Consider the following 19,332-nt stretch of genomic DNA (forward strand, 5'->3'; position numbering starts at 1 on the left):
GGCGCGGTGCAGGGCTCGGAGCAGCGGGTACGCCCCAGACCCCCGTTGCGCGCCGAAACCCCCTGCTACTGACGCGGACAGGGCGGGGTCTCGGCGCGCAGGCGGGGTCTCGGCGCGCAGGCGGGGTCTCGGCGCGCAGGCGGGGTGCCGCGCGCGCAGGTCTCGGCGCGGGGGTGCTAGCGCAGAAGACCCAGGCTCGCGAGAGCCTGACGGATCAGCGTGCCTCGACCGTTCTCCATCTCGGCCGCGACCGCGTCGGATCCCGCGGCCTCCGGCGAGAACCAGGTGACCTCGAGCGCATCCTGGCGCGGCTCGCACGTTCCGGTGACGGGCACGACGAAGGCCAGCGACACGGCGTGTTGCCGATCGTCATGGAAGGCGCTGACGCCGGGGATCGGGAAGTACTCGGCCACCGTGAACGGCAGCGGCTGCGGCGGGAGCAGCGGGAAGGCCATCGGGCCCAGGTCGTTCTCCACGTGTCGGAAGAGCGCCTCGCGGATCGTCTCCCCGAAGCGCACACGTCCGGAAACGATCGTGCGCGTCATCTCCCCCATCGGGGTGGACCGCAGCAGGATGCCGATCTCGGTCACCTGGCCGGAGCCGTCGGTGCGCACGGGGATCGCCTCGACGTAGAGCATCGGCAGTCGCCGCCGCGCCTCCTCCAGTTCGAACTCGCTCAGCCAGCCGGGATTCGCATCCGGAGCCGGCGGGTTCGCGTCTCGGAAAGCGCCGAGACCTTCGTCTTCGGGCTCCGGGTCGGGATCAGGTGTACGGACCGCCATGTGTCCTTTCTACCAGCCGCCTCCTCGGACCGACACCGGCCCCTCTCCACCGCACGCTTCCCGCGTGCGCTCCCCCGCGCGCCTACCCCGTGCGTGCGGCCCGACGTGCACCGTTTCGCCGGCCGACACGCCAGATGTCGGACGTTGCCCACTCCTCGGTCCCACATCTGGCGTGTCGGCGGGGATCGTGTGTCGGCGGCTGCTGGCAGGATGACGGTGTGAGCGAGAACCTGACGATCGACGACACCGCGACCCGATGGTCGTCCCTCGACCGCGGACGGATGCCGCTGCTGGTCCTTCTGCACGGCTACGGGGCGGACGAGCACGACCTCTTCGGGCTCACCCCTTATCTGCCGGAGGGCATCGCCGTGGCTTCCGTCGCTGCACCCCTCACCCCTCCGTGGCCGATGCCGGGCCGCTCGTGGTATCCGATCGAGGGACTCGAAGGGCGCGCCCCCGAGGCCGTGACCGCTGCCGGGGAGGCCTTCCTGCAGTGGCTCGCCACGGCCGTCGGAGATGCCCCGTCGGTCGCTCTGCTGGGCTTCTCGCAGGGCGCCGCGGTGGCGCTGCAAGCGCTGCGACTCGCGCCCGAGCGCATCGACGCCGTGGTGGCGCTGAGCGGATACGCCGCACCGGGCGAGCTGCCGAACGACGAGGCGCTGACCGAACTGCGCCCCTCCGTGTTCTGGGGCCGCGGCACGAACGACGACGTCATCCCGACCGCACTGATCGACCACACGGCACAGTGGCTCCCCGCGCACTCCGAGCTTTCCGGACGGGTGTACACGGGTCTGACCCACAGCATCTCCGAAGAGGAGCTGGTCGACGTGCATCGGTTCCTGGAGAAGTGGCTCGAGCGGATCCCGTCGCCCTGATCAGCGCGGGGGCCGATCCCCGTCGGCATCCGGCTCGCCCGGGAGAGAGTCCCCGTCCTCGGATTCCTCGTCCGCGGACTCACCCTCGGCAGGGCGGCGTGACGTGCCGCCGGACGTGATGGCGACCGAGAGCGCGATGCCAATTGCCATCCCGATCCCGATGCCGAGCGCCCAGTTCTGCAGCGCGGAGCCGAGGGACACGCCGATCGCCATTCCGAGTGCGAGGCCGACGCCCAGCCCCATCCGCGAACGGGACTCCTGGGGACTCGGACCTCGATCTGCCATGCCTCCACGCTACGCATCCCTGCGCACGACGGCATCCCCCGCGCGACGGATGCGCGACACGCCCGGGTTGCGCGGCACCGACACGCCCGGGTATCGTCGGGGAGTCCTGTCCGCCGTGTCTGGAAGTCCTTTGATCTGATCCGTCGCCTCCGCGCCTCTCTTCCCGCGCGCTGACCCGACGATCGCCGACTCCACGGCAGACCCGCTCCTCCGCGACCTGTGACTCCACACGTCCGGCCGGTGCTCGGTGTCAGTGCACCCTCGCACTCGACAGGAGACACCCATGTCAACACCCACTTCCCTTCACGCGTCGGTCACCCTCGACCGGCTCGCCTTCGCCTGGCCGGACGGCACGATCGCGCTCGACGGCGTCTCCGGCAGCTTCGGTTCCGGTCGCACGGGCCTGGTCGGTCGCAACGGCGCCGGCAAGTCCACACTGTTGCGGCTGATCGCCGGCGAGCTCGACCCCACCTCGGGCATCGTCACGGCGTCCGGCGATGTCGCGTATCTCCCGCAACAGCTGACGCTCGATGTCGACCGTCGGGTCGCGGAGCTTCTCGGCGTCTCCGCGGCGCTCGACGCCGTCCGGGCGATCGGCGCGGGCGACATCGATCCCGCGCACTTCGACGCCGTCGGCGACGACTGGGACATCGAGGCGCGCGCCGAGGCCTCGTTGGCGGAAGCCGGCCTCGCGCCGGAGTTCCTCGATCGCAGGGTCGGCGAGCTGTCCGGCGGCGAAGCGATCCTGGTCGCGATCGCCGGCATCCGCCTGCGCCGCGCGCCGATCACGCTGCTCGACGAGCCGACCAACAACCTCGACCGTGACGCCAGGGCGAAGCTCGGCACGATGGTGCGCGCCTGGAAGGGCACGCTCATCGTCGTCAGCCACGACCTGTCCCTGCTCGAGTTGATGGACGACACCGCGGAGCTGTACGCCCAGACACTCAGTGTGTTCGGCGGACCATACTCGCAGTGGCGCGCCTGGCTGGATGCCGAGCAGGATGCGGCGAAACAGGCCGAGGTCACCGCCGCCCAGGCGTTCCGCAAGGAGAAGCGCCAGCGGATCGAGGCCGAGGTGAAGCTCGCCCACCGCGCACGCACGGCGAAGAAGGCCGAGATCGAGAAGCGGGTCCCGAAGATCATCGCCCACGGCCGCAAGATGGCTGCCGAGGTGTCGGCCGGCAGGCTCCGCACCGAGGTCGGGGCGAAAGAGGATGCCGCACGGTCGGTGCTCGACGACGCCGGGAGACGCGTGCGCTCCGAGGCGTCGATGAAGATCGAGTTGCCCGACCCCGGGATGTCGCGCAGCCGCCGGATCGCGACGATCGGCGATCACGAGCGGGCCTGGGTGATCCAGGGCCCCGAGCGGGTGGCGTTGATCGGGCGCAACGGTGCCGGGAAGACGACCCTGCTGGAGCGGTTGGTGGCCGGCGGGGTTCACAACTCAGGAGAAACGGCTCCCCTCGAGGCGCCGAGGGCGGAGGAAGACGGATCCGAGACGGAAGTCCTGAGTTCTGAACGCCCGAGCCTGCATGCCGAGGCCCACACCGACCTGGTCGGCTACCTGCCGCAGCGGGTCGACGGTCTCGACGAGAAGCGCTCGGTGTTCGAGAACATCGCCGCCGCGGCGCCGCACGTACCGGAGAAGGAACTGCGCAACCGCCTCGCCCGGTTCCTCATCCGAGGGGCCACCGCGGACCGTCCGGTGTCGGCGCTGTCCGGCGGCGAGCGCTTCCGCGTCGCGCTGGCGACGCTGCTGCTGGCCGACCCGGCACCCCACCTCGTGGTGCTGGACGAGCCGACGAACAACCTCGACCTCGACACGGTCGACCAGCTGGTCGACGCCCTCCGCGCCTACCGCGGTGCGGTGCTCGTGGTGAGTCATGACGACGCGTTCCTGCGTCGGCTCGACCTCGACCTCACCCTCGAGATCGACGGGGACGGCGCGCTGCGGGAGGTCTCGCTGGAGCCGTGACGCGCGGGAGGACGGCCCGGATGTCCCCGGCCTCGACGAAGATGGAGACATGAGCGATGTGCTCGACCGCTTCACCCCGGCCACACAGGACTGGTTCCGGGGTGCGTTCCCCGCGCCCACCCCGGCCCAGGCGGGTGCGTGGGAGGCGATCTCCGCCGGGAAGCACGCTCTGGTCGTGGCGCCCACGGGCTCGGGAAAGACGCTGTCGGCGTTCCTGTGGTCGATCGACAGCGTCTTCCGAGAACGCACGTCCGAGGCCGCGCTCCCGGCGAAGGGCGAGCCTCGAACCCGCATCCTCTACATCTCCCCCTTGAAGGCACTGGGCGTCGACGTCGAACGCAATCTGCGCTCCCCGCTGATCGGCATCGGCCAGTCCGCGCGCCGCCTCGGTGTGCCCGCGCCCGCAGTCACGGTGGGAGTGCGTTCGGGCGACACCACGTCGAGCGACCGCCGCAAGCTGGTGTCGGATCCGCCCGACATCCTGATCACCACCCCCGAGTCGCTGTACCTCATGCTCACAAGCCGCGCGGGCGAGACGCTGCGGGGCGTGCACACCGTGATCATCGACGAAGTGCACGCCGTCGCCGCCACCAAGCGCGGCGCGCACCTGGCCGTGAGTCTCGAACGCCTCGACGCACTTCGCCGCACGAACGGCATCGAGACACCGGCACAACGGATCGGCCTCTCGGCCACCGTGCGTCCGATCGACGAGGTCGCGCGGTTCCTCGGCGGGTCGGCTCCGGTGGAGATCGTGGCACCGCCGGCGTCCAAGACCTTCGAACTCGGGGTCGTCGTACCGATGGACGACATGACCAATCCGCCGCCCCCGCCCGGTGTCGCGGGCGAGACCGGGGATGCGGAGTACACCGAAGTCACCGGCTCGGTCTGGCCGCATGTGGAGGAGGCGATCGTCGACCGCATCCTGCAGAACAACTCGACGATCGTGTTCGCCAACTCGCGGCGCCTGGCCGAGCGGCTCACAGGTCGTCTCAACGAGATCCACTCCGAGCGGATCGGCGTCGAGCTGCCCGCAGCGACCGTCCCTGCGGCAATGATGGCGCAGGCCGGAGCCACGGCCGGCGCCGACCCCGTGCTCGCCAAGGCACACCACGGATCGGTGTCGAAGGAGCAGCGCGCCCAGGTCGAGGAAGAGCTCAAGTCGGGCGTCCTGCGCTGCGTCGTCGCGACGAGCAGCCTCGAACTCGGCATCGACATGGGTGCGGTCGACCTCGTGATCCAGGTCGAGGCCCCGCCGTCGGCGGCTTCCGGCCTGCAACGCGTCGGACGCGCAGGACACCAGGTGGGCGAGATCAGCCGTGCCGCGCTCTTCCCCAAGCACCGCGGCGATGTGCTGCACACCGCGATCGTCACCGAGCGGATGCTGGCGGGGAAAATCGAGGCGATCCAGGTGCCGCGCAATCCGCTCGACATCCTCGCCCAGCAGACCGTCGCGGCGAGCGCCCTCGGTGCGATCAGCGTGGAGGAGTGGTTCGAGACCGTCCGTCGTTCGGCACCGTTCCAATCCCTCCCGCGTTCTGCGTACGAGGCCACGCTCGATCTGCTGGCCGGACGCTTCCCGTCCGATGAGTTCGCCGAGCTGCGTCCGCGACTCGTCTGGGACCGCGACGCGGGGACGCTGACCGGGAGGCCCGGCGCGCAGCGCATCGCGGTGACCAGCGGCGGGACGATCCCCGACCGCGGACTGTTCGGGGTCTTCGTGGCCGGCGAGACCACCGGCGCCCGCGTGGGCGAGCTCGATGAGGAGATGGTCTACGAATCGCGGGTGGGCGACGTGTTCACGCTCGGCACGACCAGTTGGCGGATCGCCGAGATCACCCACGACCGTGTCAACGTGATCCCCGCCTACGGACAGCCCGGCAAGGTGCCGTTCTGGCACGGCGACGGCATCGGCCGGCCGTTCGAGCTCGGCGAGGCGCTCGGCGCCTTCGCGCGCGAGGTGTCGACGGCACCTCCCGAGAAGGCGGCACAGCGACTGATCGATGCGGGCCTCGACGAGCAGGCTCGAGCGAACCTCCTGGCGCACCTCACGGAGCAGCGCGAGGCGACCGGCACGCTTCCCACCGACCGCACGCTCACGGTGGAGCGGGGTCGCGACGAGGTCGGCGACTGGCGGGTCATCCTGCATTCCCCGTACGGCATGAAGGTGCACGCGCCCTGGGCTCTGGCGATCAACGCCCGCGTGCGCGAACGCCTGGGCGTCGAGGGATCGGCGGTCGCGAGCGACGACGGCATCATCGTGCGGATCCCCGACGCGGAGGCGGAGCCACCGGGCGCCGAACTGTTCGTGTTCGAGCCCGAAGAGCTGGAGCACATCGTGACGGAGGAGGTGGGCGGCTCGGCCCTGTTCGCCTCCCGCTTCCGCGAGTGCGCGGCACGCGCGCTGCTCATGCCCCGCATGAACCCGAACAAGCGCACCCCGCTGTGGCAGCAAAGGCAGCGGTCGGCGCAGCTGCTCGAAGTGGCCAGGCGCCACCCCACGTTCCCCGTGATCCTCGAGACGCTGCGCGAGGTGCTCCAAGACGTCTACGACCTCCCCTCCCTGCGCGCCCTCGCGACGTCGATCGCCGACCGCCGGATCCGCCTGGTGGAGACCGAGCCCGGCCAGCCGTCGCCCTATGCCCGCGATCTGCTGTTCGGCTATGTGGGCGCGTTCATGTACGAGGGCGACTCGCCCCTCGCCGAACGCCGGGCAGCCGCGCTGTCGGTCGACCCTGCGCTCCTCGGCGAGCTGCTGGGCACGGTGGAACTGCGTGAACTCCTCGACCCCGAAGTGCTCGTCCAGTTCGAGCGCGAGGCCCAGCGGCTCGACCCCGACCGTCGCGCGCGTGGCATCGAGGGCGTGGCCGATCTGCTGCGCATGCTCGGGCCGCTCGATGCAGAGGAAGTGGCCCTGCGCCTCGACCCGGAGAGCGTGCCCGGCGCAGCGGGAGGCACCGTCGGGGCGGATGCCGCCGCCGCGCTGCTGGGCGACCTGGTCGCGGCCCGGCGCGCGATCCCCGTGACGGTCGGCGGGATGAGCCGTGTCGCCGCCATCGAGGATGCCGGGCGACTGCGCGATGCGCTGGGCGCCGCACTCCCGACGGGGATCCCGGTCGCGTTCCTCGAACCCGTCGCCGATCCGCTGGGCGATCTCATCGCCCGGTATGCCCGCACGCACGGCCCGTTCACGACGGACGCCGTCGCCACCCGGTTCGGACTCGGCGCCGCGGTCGCCCGTCATACGCTTCAGCGCCTGGAGACCGCGGGGCGCCTCACCAGCGGGTATTTCCTCCCCGAGGCCGCCGGGAGCGGCGACGCGATCGAGTGGTGCGACGCCGAGGTGCTCCGCCGACTCCGCATGCGCTCGCTCGCCGCGATCCGCGGATCCGTCGAACCGGTCTCCCCCGAGGCCTACGCCCGTTTCCTCCCCGACTGGCAGCACATCGGTCGGCCTCTCGAAGGCGTCGACGGCGTGCTCACCGTGATCGAGCAGTTCGCGGGCGTGCCGATCCCTGCGAGCGCGTGGGAATCGTTGGTGCTGCCCTCTCGCGTGCGCGACTACACGCCCGCCCTTCTGGACGAGCTCACGGCGGCCGGCGAGGTGATCTGGTCCGGCCACGGCACGCTCCCGGGACGCGACGGCTGGGTGTCGATGCACCCCGCCGATCTCGCGCCGTTCACGCTGCCGGAGCCCGATGCCGAGATCGCCTCCGATTCCTTGGAGTCGCGGATCCTCATCGCCCTCGACGTCGGCGGCGCGTACTTCGCAGGGCAGCTGAAAGACATGGCGGCCGCCGAGAACGAGCAGTCCGTCCTCGAAGCGCTGTGGTCGCTGACCTGGTCGGGCTACGTGACCAACGACACCTTCGCGCCGATCCGCTCGCTGCTCGCCGGCGGCTCGCAGGCGCACAAGGTGAAGCGCCGCGCCCCCCGCGCCCGCACCTACCGCGGTGTGTCCTTCACCGGTTCCGCCGCGCCGAGGCCGCCGTCGATCGGAGGCCGATGGTCGTTGCTGCCTCCCGTCGAGAAGGACGCTTCCCGCAGGGCCACCGTGACCGCGGGCCTCCTCCTCGATCGCTACGGTGTCGTCACCCGCGGTGCGGTCCAGGCGGAGGGCCTCCCCGGCGGCTTCGCCCAGGCGTACCGCGTGCTGGCGGGCTTCGAAGAGGCCGGGCACTGTCGTCGTGGCTACGTGATCGAGAAGCTCGGGGCCGCCCAGTTCGCCGCGTCCGGAACGGTCGATCGTCTGCGCACCTATGCGGGACTCGCCGATCCGCCCCCACGCGATGCCGTGACCCTCGCCGCCACCGACCCCGCCAACCCCTACGGTGCCGCTCTCGGCTGGCCCAAGCTCGACGGGGTCTCGCACCGCCCGGGGCGCAAGGCCGGCGGGCTCGTGGTCCTCGTCGACGGAACACTCGTCCTCTCCCTCGAGCGCGGCGGACGCACGGTGCTGGCCTTCAGCGAAGACGGCGACGTGCTGCGGGCCGCGGCCACCGATCTCGCGGCGACCGCACGCGCACGCCGGCTCGACACCCTCACGGTCGAGAAGATCAACGGCGAGGGCGTCTACGGCACCGAGCTCGCTCTCGCCCTGCAGGAGGCGGGGTTCGTGGCCACGCCCCGCGGCTACACCCTCCGCAAGGTCACCTGAACGATGCACCTACGCTGGAAGCCATGATCCGAGAGTTCGCCACCGGCGTCCGTACGCTGTTGCACGGGTTCGGGCTGTGGCGCACGCGCCCCGGGCTCATGATGCTCGGTCTGATCCCTGCGATCATCGCGGTCCTGATCCTCGCCGCAGCACTGATCCCGCTCGTGATCGGCATGCCTTCGGTCTCCGCGTGGCTCACGCCGTTCGCGGAGGGATGGATCGAGCCGTGGAAGGGCCTGTTGCGCGCGGCCGTGGGCTTCGTGGTCGTCGCAGCCGCCCTCGCCCTCGCCAGCGTGGTCTTCAGCGCACTGACGCTGACCATCGGCGACCCGTTCTACCAGCGCATCTGGCACGCCGTCGAGGTCGATCTCGGTGACGCTCCCCCTGCCGACGGCGGCAGCTTCTGGACCACGATCGGCGAGGGGCTGCGTCTCGTGGTGCTCGGCATCCTGATCGCGATCCTGGTCCTCCTGATCGGCTTCCTCCCTGCCGTGGGGGGATTCCTCGGCGCGATCGCGGGTGTGGTGCTGACCGGCCGACTGCTGGCGCGCGAACTCACCGGGCGTGCCTTCGACGCTCGTGACCTCAGTCCGGCCGACCGTGCCGCCCTGTTCTCGGGCAGCCGGGCGCGGGTGCTCGGTTTCGGCGTCGCCACGCAGCTCTGTTTCCTGATTCCCGGTGGTGCCGTCGCGGTCATGCCGGCTGCGGTCGCCGGCAGCACCGTGCTGGCGCGCGACATGCTCGCTCGGGCCGCCGTCACGGCCTCCCCTCACCCCCCGCTGCTCCCGCCTCCACCCGCGCCGTCCGAGGCTCCCTGATGCCCGAGGGCGACACGGTCTTCCGCACGGCGCGACGCCTCGACGAGGCTCTGGCCGGGTCCGAGGTGACCCGGTTCGACCTTCGTGTCCCCCGCTTCGCCACCCTGGATCTGACCGGTCAGCGGGTGCACGCGGTGGTACCCCGGGGCAAGCACCTGCTCGCGCGCATCGGCGACAGCACCCTGCATTCCCATCTGCGCATGGACGGGGCGTGGTTCGTCTACCGCCACGGCGAGAAGTGGCGGCATCCGGCCTTCAAGGTCCGCGCGATCATCGGCACGGCCGACCGTGAGGCCGTCGGTGTCGATCTCGCCGAGATCGAAGTCGTCCCGACCCGCGACGAGGAACAGCTGGTGGGCTATCTCGGCCCGGACCCGCTCGCCGATGACTGGGACGCAGACGAGGCGAACCGGCGGCTCGGTGCCGACGCCCGCAGTATCCACGTCGCCCTCCTCGACCAGCGCAACGTCGCGGGATTCGGCAACGAGTACGCTGCAGAGCTCCTGTTCCTCCGGGGGATCCTGCCGACGACGCCGACGCCGGAGGTCGATGTCTCCGCGCTTCTCGACCTCGGCGTGCGCACCATCCGCGCCAACCGCGACCGCCGCAGCAGGACCTTCACGGGCATCGATCGACCGGGTCAGGGCACCTGGGTCTACGGCCGCGCCGGGCGCCCCTGCCGCCGCTGCGGCACCCTCATCCGACGCGGCGAACAGGGCGCGGATCCGACACGCGAACGCGTGACCTTCTGGTGCCCGTCGTGTCAGCGCTAGTCACTCGCCGTCGCTGACGAGCACGGGCCTGGCGTTCGGCGGAGGGGTTCCGACCTCCGCAACGGTATGGCCGCTGCAGGCCGCGCTCGTCAGGGTCGCCTTCTCGATGTTCGACACGACGAACCAGCGCATCGCGTCGCGCAGCAGGCACCACCCGACGAGGTACCACTGCCCGTTCGTGGAGGCGAACATCACGGGCTCCACTTCCCTCGTGGTCGTGGCCCCGACGCGCGACGTATAGCGGATGCGGACCGTACGCTGCGCGGACATCGCCTCCTCCAGGACCGATCGGACGGTGCGTGAGGACGAGGGCGCCCCCGCCACCCAGATCCGACGTGCGAGGTCGGCCGCGCGGCCGCGCGTGGCGGGATCGAGGACGTCCAGGATCTTCCGGACCCCGGCCGAAGCCAGATCGGCGTACGGGGCGTCGGACGCCGCGGAGACAGCCGCCAGGAGCGCCACCGCCTGGGCCGGCGAGAGGGTGATCGGCGGCAGATTCGCGCTCGGAGCCAGACCGTAGCCTCCTCCGGGCCCGGGTCTCGACCAGACGGGCGCGCCACTGCTCGCCAAGGCGGCGAGGTCTCGCTTTACGGTTCTGACGGACACCTCGAACTCCGCCGCGAGCCGCTCGGCCGGGTAACCCCTGGTTCCGCCGCGACGCAGCATCTCGGACAGCGCATGAAGTCGTTCGCTCCGCCTCACTCCGCACACTCCGATGAATTCATGACAGAAATAGTGCCATACAGCTGTCCGCACGCAGTGCGAGCATCGGGTCATGACGACAGCATCGAATACTCCGACCATCATCCTGATCGCGGGCCACTGGCTCGGCGCATGGGCCTGGGACGAGGTGCGCGCGCACCTGGCGGCGGACGGATCGGACGCCATCGCGCTCACGCTCCCCGGCCTGGACCCGGATGACCCCGACCGTTCCTCGCGGACCCTCGACGAGCAGGCGGCGGCGATCGAAGCGGCCGTCCTGCGCTCCGGAGCCACGGCGGAGCAGCCGGTTGTGCTCGTCGGGCACAGCGGAGCCAATGCCCCGGTCAGCATCGTCCTCGATCGGCACCCCGCGCTCGTCCGCCGTGTGGTGTGGGTCGATTCCGGCCCGGTCGCGCCGGGAAGCGTGTTCGCACCGGACCTCCCGGAGACGGTGGAGGCGCTGCCCCTGCCACCGTTCGACGTTCTCGGACAGCAGGCCAGCCTCGAGGGCCTGAGCACCGCGATGCTCGACCGCTTCCGCGAACGCGCGGTCCCCGAGCCGGGACCCGTGCTCCGCGATCCGGTGCCCCTCTCCGACGATGCGCGCCGCCGGACACCCACCACCATCGTCTGCTGCTCGATCCCGAGCGCGCAGCTGCAGGAACTCGCCCACGCCGGACACCCCATGTTCGCCGAGGTCGACGCACTCGAGAATCTGGAGCTCGTGGACCTGCCCACCGGCCACTGGCCCCTGTGGAGCCGTCCCGCGGATCTCGCAATGGCGATCCGCGACGCGGCCTCGCGCGTGGGCTGAGCACCGCGGACACCGAGGACATCCATCCGAGGGAATGAATCCACCCCTGCCGTGGTTGTTGATATATCCGGAAGAGACTCCGGAGCACGGGAGGAATCGTGGGTAAGAACTACGTCGACATCGAGAACGACCAGGGAGCGACGCTGCGGTACCGCAAGCACGCGAACGGTCGGGGTCTCGTCGCGCATGGCGCGAAGGTGCATCCGAAGGCGCACATCGAGGCGGGTGCCTACATCGAACCGGGCGCGCGCGTCGGCGCCGGGGCGACCATCGCCCGCGGCGCCTGGATCGACGAAGACGCCGTGGTCGGGGAGGGCGCGTTCGTCGACGCGCACGCGCACATCGGCCAGGGTGCCGCGATCGGCGACCACGCCTACGTGGGGGTCCGCACCGATGTCGGCGCCGGAGCGCGCATCATCCGCGGCGCCAGGATCGGCGACGACGAGACCGTCGCGGCCGGGCTCACCATCGCGACGGATCAGAAGGGGCTGTGGCTCGCGGCCTGACGGGGTGACAGCCGGGCCGTCACGACTACAGCAGGCGGCGCTCCGACGCCCACGCGGTGAGTTCGTGGCGGGAGGAGAGCTGCAGCTTGCGCAGCACGGATGACACGTGCGTCTCGACCGTCTTGATCGAGATGAAGAGCTCCGAAGCGACCTCCTTGTAGGCGTAGCCGCGGGCGATCAGCCGCATGACCTCCTGCTCACGCGCGGAGAGGCGATCCAGTTCGTCGGTCGCCGTCGCGGTCTCACCGGCGACCGCTCCGAAGGCGTCAAGAACGAACCCAGCGAGCCGCGGTGAGAAGACCGCATCCCCGTCCGCCACGGCGTGCACGGCGCTGCTGACCTCGATGCCCGATGACCCTTTGGTGATGTAGCCGCGGGCGCCCGCCCGGATCACGCGCACGACGTCGGCGGCAGCATCCGAGACGCTGAGCGCGAGGAACCGCGCCGCCGTGGCCGACCCGCGGATCACCGCTTCTCCGCCCGCGGCATCGTCGCCACTCCCACCCGGCAGGTGCACGTCGAGCAGGACGACGTCCGGCTGTGTCTCCGCGATCACGGCGATCGCGGACGGCACGTCCGCCGCCTCGCCGACCACGTCGACACTCGCATCGAGGTCGGCACGCAGGCCGGAGCGGAAGATCGAGTGGTCGTCGACGATCACGACGCGGATGCTCTCAGGCATGGTCGTCCTCCCGGGTGGGGATCGTTCGCCCCGCCGCTCGGTCGTACGGCGGGACCGCCAGAATGCTCAGATGCACTTCGGTCCCGTTCGCGTCGCTGCGGACCGCTCCGGTGCCTCCGGCACGACGCATCCGGCCGATGATCGACTCCCGTACCCCGAGGCGATCGCTCGGCACATCGTCGAGGTCGAAGCCCTCACCGCGGTCCCGGATGAAGACGTCGACGCCCGCGGCGCTCCCCTCGATGTACACCGAGATGTCCCCGCCGGCATGCCGCGCGGCGTTGAGGATCGCCTCTCGGGCCGCCGCCGCGAGTTCCCCGCTGGCGCGCTCGGTGGAGAGGCCCGCCGACACGACGTCGATGCGCACCGGATAGTCGAGCTCGAGGGCCCCTGCGTAGTCACGCAGATCCGTCGGGAGGTCGCTGTCGGCCGGTGCGTCGCCGTCGTACAACCATGCGCGCAGCTCGCGCTCCTGCGCCCTGGCGAGGCGGGCCGCCTCGCTGGAGGCTCCTGCCCTGTTCTGGATCAGCGCCAGCGTCTGCAGCACGGAATCGTGCAGGTGCGCGGCCATCTGGCTGCGCTGCTCCTCACGGATGCGGCGCACCCGCTCGCCGGACAGTTCGCGCCATCGCGGGATGAGGGCCGAGGAGATCACCGCAGCGAGCCCGGCGAGAGGGAGGAGCACGAGCGCCACCCCCGAGCGCGCGATGGGCCAGGAGAGCAGCACGGTGAACAGCAGGGCGAGCAGCACGAGAGCCAGGATCCGGACGGTCATCGTGTGTCGCGGTCCGCGCGCGGTGTCGGTGCGATCGATCAGGGTCGCCCAGAGCCCGGCGCCCGTCGCGAAGCCCACCGTGCCACCGACGACGACCGCGGCGAGATCGGGCGGGATCGATCCGCTCAGCCAGTCACTGCCGCCGCGCCAGGCCAGCACGATGAGGATCCCGACACCGGCGGGAGCGAGCAGCAGCCAGGCGACCGGTACGCGTCTGGTCGGGGCCTCCTCCCCCTCGCTCCACGGCGTGAAGGCCCAGCACCAGGCGTAGAGGAGGATGCCGGCGCCGCCGCACAGCGTCAGCGCGAGGAACAGCGCTCGCACCAGCCCCACCCGCACGCCCAGGTGTCGCGCGAGGCCCGCACTCACCCCGGCCACCAGGCAGTCGCGATCACGGGTCAGCGGCGGGCGCGGCGCAGCGATGGGCGCTGATCGCGCGGGAGCGTGCGCCGAAGAGGACATGTCGCCCATCCAATCATCCGCATGGGCGCTCCGGGTCCTCCCCTGGCCAGAATCAGGGGCCACTCAGGGGTTCCCCCCATGGCAGGGGCCCGACGGATGACGCCAGGATCGAAGCATGACGATTCCGACTGCACCCCCGCCTCCTGCCGACCAGGCCGCTCCGGCCGTCGGCGCACCGGGCACCGGCATCCCCCGCGGAGCCGAACGCTTCCTCCTCTGGGTCGCCGGCCTCGGCGTCGCCCGGTCCGAGGGCTGGCTGGGCGGTGTCGCCGCGGGGATCGCTGCACGGCTGCGCATCGATCCGCTGATCGTCCGCGGGATCCTCGTGGTCGCGGCGCTCTTCGGCCTGCCGGTGATCTTCCTGTACGCCGCGGCCTGGGCGCTGCTGCCCGACATCGACGGACGGGTCCACCTCCGCGATCTGTTCCGCCGCGACTATCAGCCGGCGCAGTGGGGCATCCTCGCGATGGCCGTCATCGGTCTCTTCCCGACCGCACCACTGGCCGGACGTCTCTTCGGACTCGGCTACGACGGGTGGTCGGCCCTCTCCGTCGTCAGCTGGATCGTCGGGCTCGTGCTCGTCGCCGGTCTGCTCTTCCTGATCGTGCGCGCCATGCGCCGCACCCCGGGTGCTTCCGCGCCGGATCTGCCGATGGCTTCCGCAGATTCGGCGGCCCCGGGCGCATCCGACCCCCTCAGCGATTCGGGTACCGCTGAGGGGGCGGATGCCACTCTCGCCGATGAGGTCTCCGACACCGCGCTCGCCTTCACTCCCCCGGAACCGCCCGCCCCCCTCCCGCCCGGTTCACAGGACCCCACCGCTCTCGAGGCCTGGCGCGCCCAGCACGCGGCCTGGAAGGAACAGGATCAGGCGTGGCGCCGCCAGCAGCAGGACATCGAGCGTGCCGCCCGCGACCAGCTGCGTCGTGAACGCCAGGCCGAGGCTGCGGTGTTCGCGACCGAAGCCGCGGAGCGCCGACGCCTCCGCCGTGCCTCGAACCCCCGGGCCGGCTTCGCGTTCGCCGCGACCATCATCGGCCTCGCGATCATCACGGGCTCTGCCGTCGGTCTCGTCACGGGCGGTGAGGCCCTCGGCGGCGCCCTGGGACTGCTCGCGGCGGCGCTCATCCTGGCACTCGGGATGATCGTGGCCGGGGCGTTCCGTCGGCGCAGCGGGTTCCTGGCCTTCGCGACCGTGGTGACGCTCATCGGCGGACTCGTCGCCGGCGCTTTCTCCGCCTTCCCGGGCGTCACGCTGGGCTACGTCGCGCTCGGCAACGACGAATCTGCGCACGTCCGGCAGCCCTTCGGCGATACGTTCCTCACGCTGAATCCGTTCGAGGACGGTGCGCGGTCGATCGTCGTGGACAAGGGATCCGGCAACACCTACATCGACGTCCAGTCGGGCGTCGAGCTCGATCTGCGCGCCGTCGTCGGATCGGCGACCGTTTCGTGGACCCGAGTGGATGAGGAGACCGGCCAGATCACTGCGCACGGCACCTGGACTCCCGTGCGCAGGAACGGGGAGTCGATCGTCCTGCAGAAGGTCGCCGCCGAGGACACCGAGCCCACCCTCGTGCAACCCGTCACGATCGATCAGACCAGCGGAGTGATCTCCGTCACCCTCTACGAGCCCGCGAAGGAAGACCAGTGATGAGTACGCCGACGATCGTCGAAGCCCCCTCCCCTCCCCGCACGCGCTGGGCCGCCATCATCTGGGGCCTCCTGTTCGCCGCGATCGCCGCGGTCGCCCTCTGGATGCTGGCCGACGCCGACCGGAGGGACACCGTCGCCGATGGGCTCCTCGCTCTGACGCCGACCACGATCGTCACGATCCTCCTCCTGACTGTGGGCGTGCTGATCCTGGTCGGCGGAGCCGCAGGGCTCATCCGCCGTGCGCAGCGGAAACTCGCGACGGCGACGGACCCCGTCGCCGTCGCGGACGTGCCCGTCTCCCCCGCCGAGTAGCCTGGACCCCATGGCGAATCAGGGAAGGCGGCCCGGGAAGGGCGCAGGTCGAGGTACCCCTGTGCGTCGCAACAAGGCCGCCCCCGCCGAGCGCTTCCCGCCGCAGAAGCCGAAGAAGAAGACGGCCAAGGTCGTCTTCGATGCCCCTCAGCCCGAGCCCGAGGCACCGCGTACCTTCCGTCTGGGCGCGGTGCCGGGCGCGACACCGGGCAAGTGGATCGACGCGTGGAAGCAGCGCATGCCGAGAGTGCCGCTCGAGCTCGTCCCGATCGAGGTCGCCACCCAGCGCGAGGCGCTCGACGCGATCGATGCGGCGCTGGTCCGTCTGCCGCTCACGGACGAGTCCCTGCACATCATCCCTCTGTACGACGAGGTGCCGGTCGTGATCGCCGCGGTCGACTCGCACCTGATGGCGGCCGAAGAGCTCTCCGCCGCGGATCTCGAGGGCGAGGTCGTGATCGGGCTGTCCGATGACGTGCTGGGCCCGCTCGACCTCCCCGGCACACTCCCGGCCGCCTTCGCCGCACTGCCGACCGGAGAGGCGATCGCCACGGCGGCCTCCGGCGTCGGCATCGTGATCGTCCCGATGTCGCTGGCTCGCCTGCACCACCGCAAGGATGCCGACCACCGCGTGCTCGTCGGCGGTCCGTCGTCCACGGTGGCGCTGGTCTGGCCTCGCGATCGCACCACACCCGACGTCGAGACCTTCGTCGGCATCGTCCGCGGCCGGACCGCGAACTCCTCCCGGTGACCGCGTCGGCCCGGCTCCGCGCGCTCGTTAGAATCTCCTGATGGCCTCGCTTCTCTACGTGTGCGTGCGACCCGAGATCGGGGCGGCGGACGCCGAGCATGCGTCCTTCCGACGGGCTCTCGGCGTCGACGTCGTCGATCGACTCGACCTGCTGCAGACACCGCTGCACATCGAGCGTCTACGCGGATACCGCGGCGTCGTGGTCGGGGGCTCGCCGTTCAACGTCTCCGACACGGTGAAGTCCGCGGAGCAGCTGCGGGTCGAAGCCGACCTCCGCACACTGGCCGACGCGGCGATGGCCGGCGAGATCGCGGTGTTCTTCACCTGCTTCAGCATCGGTGTCGTGACCCGCATGCTCGGGGGCGAGGTCGTGACGGACACTCCCGAGCCCGCGAGCGCCACCGTGATCGATGTGACCGAAGCCGGCGCCGCCGATCCCGTGTTCGGGCCGAGCGGCCCCGCTCTCACCGTGTTCACGGCACACAAGGAGAGCTCGGCGAGCACCCCGCCCGGCGCGGTGCTCCTGGCGACCAATGGGGCCTGCCCGGTGCAGGCCTACCGCGTGGGCACGCACCTGTATGCAGCGCAGTTCCATCCGGAGCCCACCCCCCGCGACTTCGCGGACCGGATGACGTTCTACCGCACCACCGGCTACTTCGACCCGGAAGAGTTCGACGCGGTGCAGCAGCAGGTGCTCGCCGCATCGGTCACCGAGGGCGCCGCGCTTCTGCGCCGCTTCGCCGAGACCTTCGCCTGACTCAGCCTTCCGCCGAATCCCGCAACAGGGACACGCGCTCACGCAGGTATGCCTCCAAGGGCATGAACCCGCCGGCCGCGCTCCACCGCACCGAGGGGACGCCGTCGACGAGCGCCAGCGGACCGGAGGAGCCGCCCGCATCCACGGCGTCGACGTCGATCACGCTCCATCCCACGTGGACGACGTCACCCTCGTCGAAGCCACCCCGCAGGGCTTCGGCACGACGTTCGGCGCGTGCTCTGGCCGACTCGGCGGTGTAGCCGCGGCGTCCGGGATCGGCCGCGCGGAGCACCTCGGCCGTGGCCAGCGCGTGCGTGTCGGTCAGCAGCAGCACACCCAGATGCCATGCTTCGCCGACCCGCACGATGCGGCGCCCGCGCCACCGGGAGACGCGCTGCTCGCCGAGCCCTTCCTTCGCGATGCCGTCGAGGCTCTGCACCGTACGGGTCAGGAGCACCGACGCACTCGTCACAGCTCCCCCTGCACGGCGTCGCCCGCACGCGCGGGCCCGACGACGTCGGCGCGATCCCCGCGCAGGGTCATCCCGATCAACGGATAGAGCAGCACCGAGAGCATGCCCGCTCCGACCAGTGCCGCCGCGGTGCCGGTGTCGAGCATCTTCTCGTCGACGCCGATCGCGGTGACCGCGACGATGATCGGCAGTCCGGTGGCGGCGAGGAGCCCGAGGGCCGCACGGTCGCGGACGCTCATCCCCACCGGGGCCGAGAGCTGCGCGGCCGCCCCGCGGATGGCCAGCAGCGCGATCAGGAAGATGGGCACCAAGGCGAGGGCCGTCGGCGAGGTGAGCAGGGCCTGCAGGTCGAAGGTCACGCCCGTGTAGAGGAAGAAGATCGGCACGAGGAATCCGAATGCGATCGCCTCGATCTTGCTCTCGACCTCCTCGGCGGATTCCTTCGGTGCCCGCGTCATGATGATGCGCCACACCGCTCCCGCGACGAAGGCTCCGAGCAGCATGTCGAGGTCGAGCATCACGCTCAGGCCGACCAGCGCCGCGATGAGCAGGATCACGAAGCGCACCCCGAACTGGTCGGACGTGTGCAGCGTCGCACGGACGATGCGGTGCAGCCGCCCGTGCGGCACACGGTGCGCGAGCAGCACCGCGAGCCCGGCCAGCACCACGAACGTCAGCAGGACGGCCGTGGCGATCGGTGTGGTGCGCGTGCTGAGGAAGATCGAGATCGCGATCAGGGGCAAGAACTCGCCGACCGCGCCGATCGCACTGATCGCACGACCGAACGGCGTGTCCAGCTCGCGGGCGTCGCGCAGGATCGGCATCAGCGTGCCGAGCGCGGTGGAGCTCAGCGCGATGCCGATCACGACCATCCCCTCGCCGGGGGCGAAGAAGAAGCCCAGGCCGATGCCCAGCAGGACGCTGAGGAGCCAGCCGAGGGAGGCGCGGGCGAGCGGTTTGCCCGCCACGGTCTTGAAGTCGATCTCGGTGCCGGCGACGAAGAACAGCAGCGCCAGACCGAAGTCGCTGAGCTTCTCCAGCAGGGGGCCCGGTTCGACCCAGCCGAGCACCGCCGGCCCCACGAGGATCCCGAGCACGAGTTCGAACACCACGATCGGCACCCGCACCGCCGGGCGGACCCCGCGGGCGAGCAGGGGCGCGGCGACGGCCAGCAGGGGGATCAGCACCAGGCCGAGATCGCTCGCTTCCACGATTCTCAGAGTAGCGAGTCGCCTCCCGCGATTCGCCCCCGGTGTGCATCCACGGCAGAATCGATGCACA

Annotated in this window: 18 protein-coding genes; 11 read left to right on the top strand and 7 right to left on the bottom strand. The window is 71.0% G+C overall.

Annotated elements, in window-relative coordinates:
- Window positions 1-176: 176 nt before the first annotated feature.
- Window positions 177-782, bottom strand: a complete 606-nt coding sequence (locus ACLF6J_RS14160; protein ID WP_047524563.1) for an NUDIX hydrolase family protein — start codon at window positions 780-782, stop codon at window positions 177-179.
- A gap of 218 nt (window positions 783-1,000) precedes the next feature.
- On the opposite strand from ACLF6J_RS14160, the gene ACLF6J_RS14165 reads away from it, so the two are divergent.
- Window positions 1,001-1,657 carry an alpha/beta hydrolase gene (locus ACLF6J_RS14165; RefSeq protein WP_244093496.1) on the top strand — a complete coding sequence of 219 codons (657 nt, stop codon included), beginning with the start codon at window positions 1,001-1,003 and terminating at the stop codon, window positions 1,655-1,657.
- On the opposite strand, the gene ACLF6J_RS14170 is transcribed toward ACLF6J_RS14165, so the two are convergent.
- Complete coding sequence (locus tag ACLF6J_RS14170; RefSeq protein ID WP_208526476.1) at window positions 1,658-1,942, bottom strand: hypothetical protein; 285 nt, start codon at window positions 1,940-1,942, stop codon at window positions 1,658-1,660. It lies immediately after the preceding gene.
- A gap of 283 nt (window positions 1,943-2,225) precedes the next feature.
- Between ACLF6J_RS14170 and ACLF6J_RS14175 the strand changes: the two genes are divergently transcribed.
- Genes ACLF6J_RS14175 through ACLF6J_RS14190 form a run of 4 tightly spaced genes read left to right on the top strand, consistent with a single transcriptional unit; the run spans window position 2,226 to window position 10,162 of the window.
- Window positions 2,226-3,917, top strand: a complete 1,692-nt coding sequence (locus ACLF6J_RS14175) for an ABC-F family ATP-binding cassette domain-containing protein (RefSeq protein WP_134352127.1) — start codon at window positions 2,226-2,228, stop codon at window positions 3,915-3,917.
- Window positions 3,918-3,966: 49 nt separating this feature from the next.
- The gene (locus tag ACLF6J_RS14180) at window positions 3,967-8,571 is read left to right on the top strand and encodes an ATP-dependent helicase (protein WP_134352128.1); all 4,605 of its coding nucleotides are present in this window, start codon (window positions 3,967-3,969) and stop codon (window positions 8,569-8,571) included.
- 23 nt (window positions 8,572-8,594) lie between these two features.
- A complete protein-coding gene (locus ACLF6J_RS14185) occupies window positions 8,595-9,389 on the top strand; it encodes an EI24 domain-containing protein (RefSeq protein ID WP_131492426.1) in 795 nt (264 codons plus the stop codon).
- Entirely contained in the window at window positions 9,389-10,162 is a 774-nt protein-coding gene (locus ACLF6J_RS14190) for a DNA-formamidopyrimidine glycosylase family protein (RefSeq protein ID WP_131492427.1), read from the top strand. Before ACLF6J_RS14185 ends, ACLF6J_RS14190 begins: the two co-directional genes overlap by 1 nt.
- On the opposite strand, the gene ACLF6J_RS14195 is transcribed toward ACLF6J_RS14190, so the two are convergent.
- On the bottom strand, window positions 10,163-10,864 hold the full coding sequence (locus ACLF6J_RS14195; RefSeq protein ID WP_134352129.1) for a helix-turn-helix transcriptional regulator: 702 nt from the start codon (window positions 10,862-10,864) through the stop codon (window positions 10,163-10,165).
- Window positions 10,865-10,937: 73 nt separating this feature from the next.
- On the opposite strand from ACLF6J_RS14195, the gene ACLF6J_RS14200 reads away from it, so the two are divergent.
- Window positions 10,938-11,678: an alpha/beta fold hydrolase gene (locus ACLF6J_RS14200; protein WP_134352130.1), complete on the top strand. Its 741-nt coding sequence runs from the start codon at window positions 10,938-10,940 to the stop codon at window positions 11,676-11,678.
- Between the two features lie 98 nt (window positions 11,679-11,776).
- Window positions 11,777-12,184, top strand: coding sequence for a DapH/DapD/GlmU-related protein (locus ACLF6J_RS14205; RefSeq protein WP_047524579.1), 408 nt, complete (start codon window positions 11,777-11,779; stop codon window positions 12,182-12,184).
- Window positions 12,185-12,209: 25 nt separating this feature from the next.
- Here ACLF6J_RS14205 and ACLF6J_RS14210 read toward each other — a convergent pair whose 3' ends face one another.
- Together ACLF6J_RS14210 and ACLF6J_RS14215 are read right to left on the bottom strand one after the other, a co-directional pair.
- Complete coding sequence (locus ACLF6J_RS14210; RefSeq protein ID WP_047524580.1) at window positions 12,210-12,866, bottom strand: LuxR C-terminal-related transcriptional regulator; 657 nt, start codon at window positions 12,864-12,866, stop codon at window positions 12,210-12,212.
- Window positions 12,859-14,112, bottom strand: a complete 1,254-nt coding sequence (locus ACLF6J_RS14215; RefSeq protein ID WP_244093498.1) for an ATP-binding protein — start codon at window positions 14,110-14,112, stop codon at window positions 12,859-12,861. The genes ACLF6J_RS14210 and ACLF6J_RS14215 overlap by 8 nt, the downstream gene beginning before the upstream one ends.
- A gap of 106 nt (window positions 14,113-14,218) precedes the next feature.
- On the opposite strand from ACLF6J_RS14215, the gene ACLF6J_RS14220 reads away from it, so the two are divergent.
- The 4 genes from ACLF6J_RS14220 (at window position 14,219) to ACLF6J_RS14235 (ending at window position 17,579) form a co-directional block, all read left to right on the top strand.
- Complete coding sequence (locus ACLF6J_RS14220; RefSeq protein ID WP_134352131.1) at window positions 14,219-15,757, top strand: PspC domain-containing protein; 1,539 nt, start codon at window positions 14,219-14,221, stop codon at window positions 15,755-15,757.
- On the top strand, window positions 15,757-16,071 hold the full coding sequence (locus ACLF6J_RS14225) for a hypothetical protein (RefSeq protein ID WP_134352132.1): 315 nt from the start codon (window positions 15,757-15,759) through the stop codon (window positions 16,069-16,071). The genes ACLF6J_RS14220 and ACLF6J_RS14225 overlap by 1 nt, the downstream gene beginning before the upstream one ends.
- A gap of 61 nt (window positions 16,072-16,132) precedes the next feature.
- Window positions 16,133-16,822, top strand: coding sequence for a substrate-binding domain-containing protein (locus ACLF6J_RS14230; protein ID WP_134352133.1), 690 nt, complete (start codon window positions 16,133-16,135; stop codon window positions 16,820-16,822).
- A 40-nt stretch (window positions 16,823-16,862) separates the two neighbouring features.
- Window positions 16,863-17,579, top strand: coding sequence for a glutamine amidotransferase-related protein (locus ACLF6J_RS14235; RefSeq protein WP_134352134.1), 717 nt, complete (start codon window positions 16,863-16,865; stop codon window positions 17,577-17,579).
- Between the two features lies 1 nt (window position 17,580).
- Here ACLF6J_RS14235 and ACLF6J_RS14240 read toward each other — a convergent pair whose 3' ends face one another.
- Entirely contained in the window at window positions 17,581-18,051 is a 471-nt protein-coding gene (locus ACLF6J_RS14240; RefSeq protein WP_131494269.1) for a glutaminase, read from the bottom strand.
- Entirely contained in the window at window positions 18,048-19,262 is a 1,215-nt protein-coding gene (locus tag ACLF6J_RS14245) for a cation:proton antiporter (RefSeq protein ID WP_134352135.1), read from the bottom strand. The genes ACLF6J_RS14240 and ACLF6J_RS14245 overlap by 4 nt, the downstream gene beginning before the upstream one ends.
- Between the last annotated feature and the right edge of the window lie 70 nt (window positions 19,263-19,332).

It is taken from the genome of Microbacterium sp. IO18 (genome assembly GCF_049099505.1).
Taxonomy (GTDB): domain Bacteria; phylum Actinomycetota; class Actinomycetes; order Actinomycetales; family Microbacteriaceae; genus Microbacterium; species Microbacterium aurugineum.

Excerpts from the sequence above, each read along its gene's own strand:
- ACLF6J_RS14160 (WP_047524563.1), bottom strand. The coding sequence starts at position 782 with ATGGCGGTCCGTACACCTGATCCCGACCCGGAGCCCGAAGACGAAGGT.
- ACLF6J_RS14170 (WP_208526476.1), bottom strand. The coding sequence starts at position 1,942 with ATGGCAGATCGAGGTCCGAGTCCCCAGGAGTCCCGTTCGCGGATGGGG.
- ACLF6J_RS14175 (WP_134352127.1), top strand. The coding sequence starts at position 2,226 with ATGTCAACACCCACTTCCCTTCACGCGTCGGTCACCCTCGACCGGCTC.
- ACLF6J_RS14180 (WP_134352128.1), top strand. The coding sequence starts at position 3,967 with ATGAGCGATGTGCTCGACCGCTTCACCCCGGCCACACAGGACTGGTTC.
- ACLF6J_RS14185 (WP_131492426.1), top strand. The coding sequence starts at position 8,595 with ATGATCCGAGAGTTCGCCACCGGCGTCCGTACGCTGTTGCACGGGTTC.
- ACLF6J_RS14190 (WP_131492427.1), top strand. The coding sequence starts at position 9,389 with ATGCCCGAGGGCGACACGGTCTTCCGCACGGCGCGACGCCTCGACGAG.
- ACLF6J_RS14200 (WP_134352130.1), top strand. The coding sequence starts at position 10,938 with ATGACGACAGCATCGAATACTCCGACCATCATCCTGATCGCGGGCCAC.
- ACLF6J_RS14210 (WP_047524580.1), bottom strand. The coding sequence starts at position 12,866 with ATGCCTGAGAGCATCCGCGTCGTGATCGTCGACGACCACTCGATCTTC.
- ACLF6J_RS14215 (WP_244093498.1), bottom strand. The coding sequence starts at position 14,112 with ATGGGCGACATGTCCTCTTCGGCGCACGCTCCCGCGCGATCAGCGCCC.
- ACLF6J_RS14220 (WP_134352131.1), top strand. The coding sequence starts at position 14,219 with ATGACGATTCCGACTGCACCCCCGCCTCCTGCCGACCAGGCCGCTCCG.
- ACLF6J_RS14225 (WP_134352132.1), top strand. The coding sequence starts at position 15,757 with ATGAGTACGCCGACGATCGTCGAAGCCCCCTCCCCTCCCCGCACGCGC.
- ACLF6J_RS14235 (WP_134352134.1), top strand. The coding sequence starts at position 16,863 with ATGGCCTCGCTTCTCTACGTGTGCGTGCGACCCGAGATCGGGGCGGCG.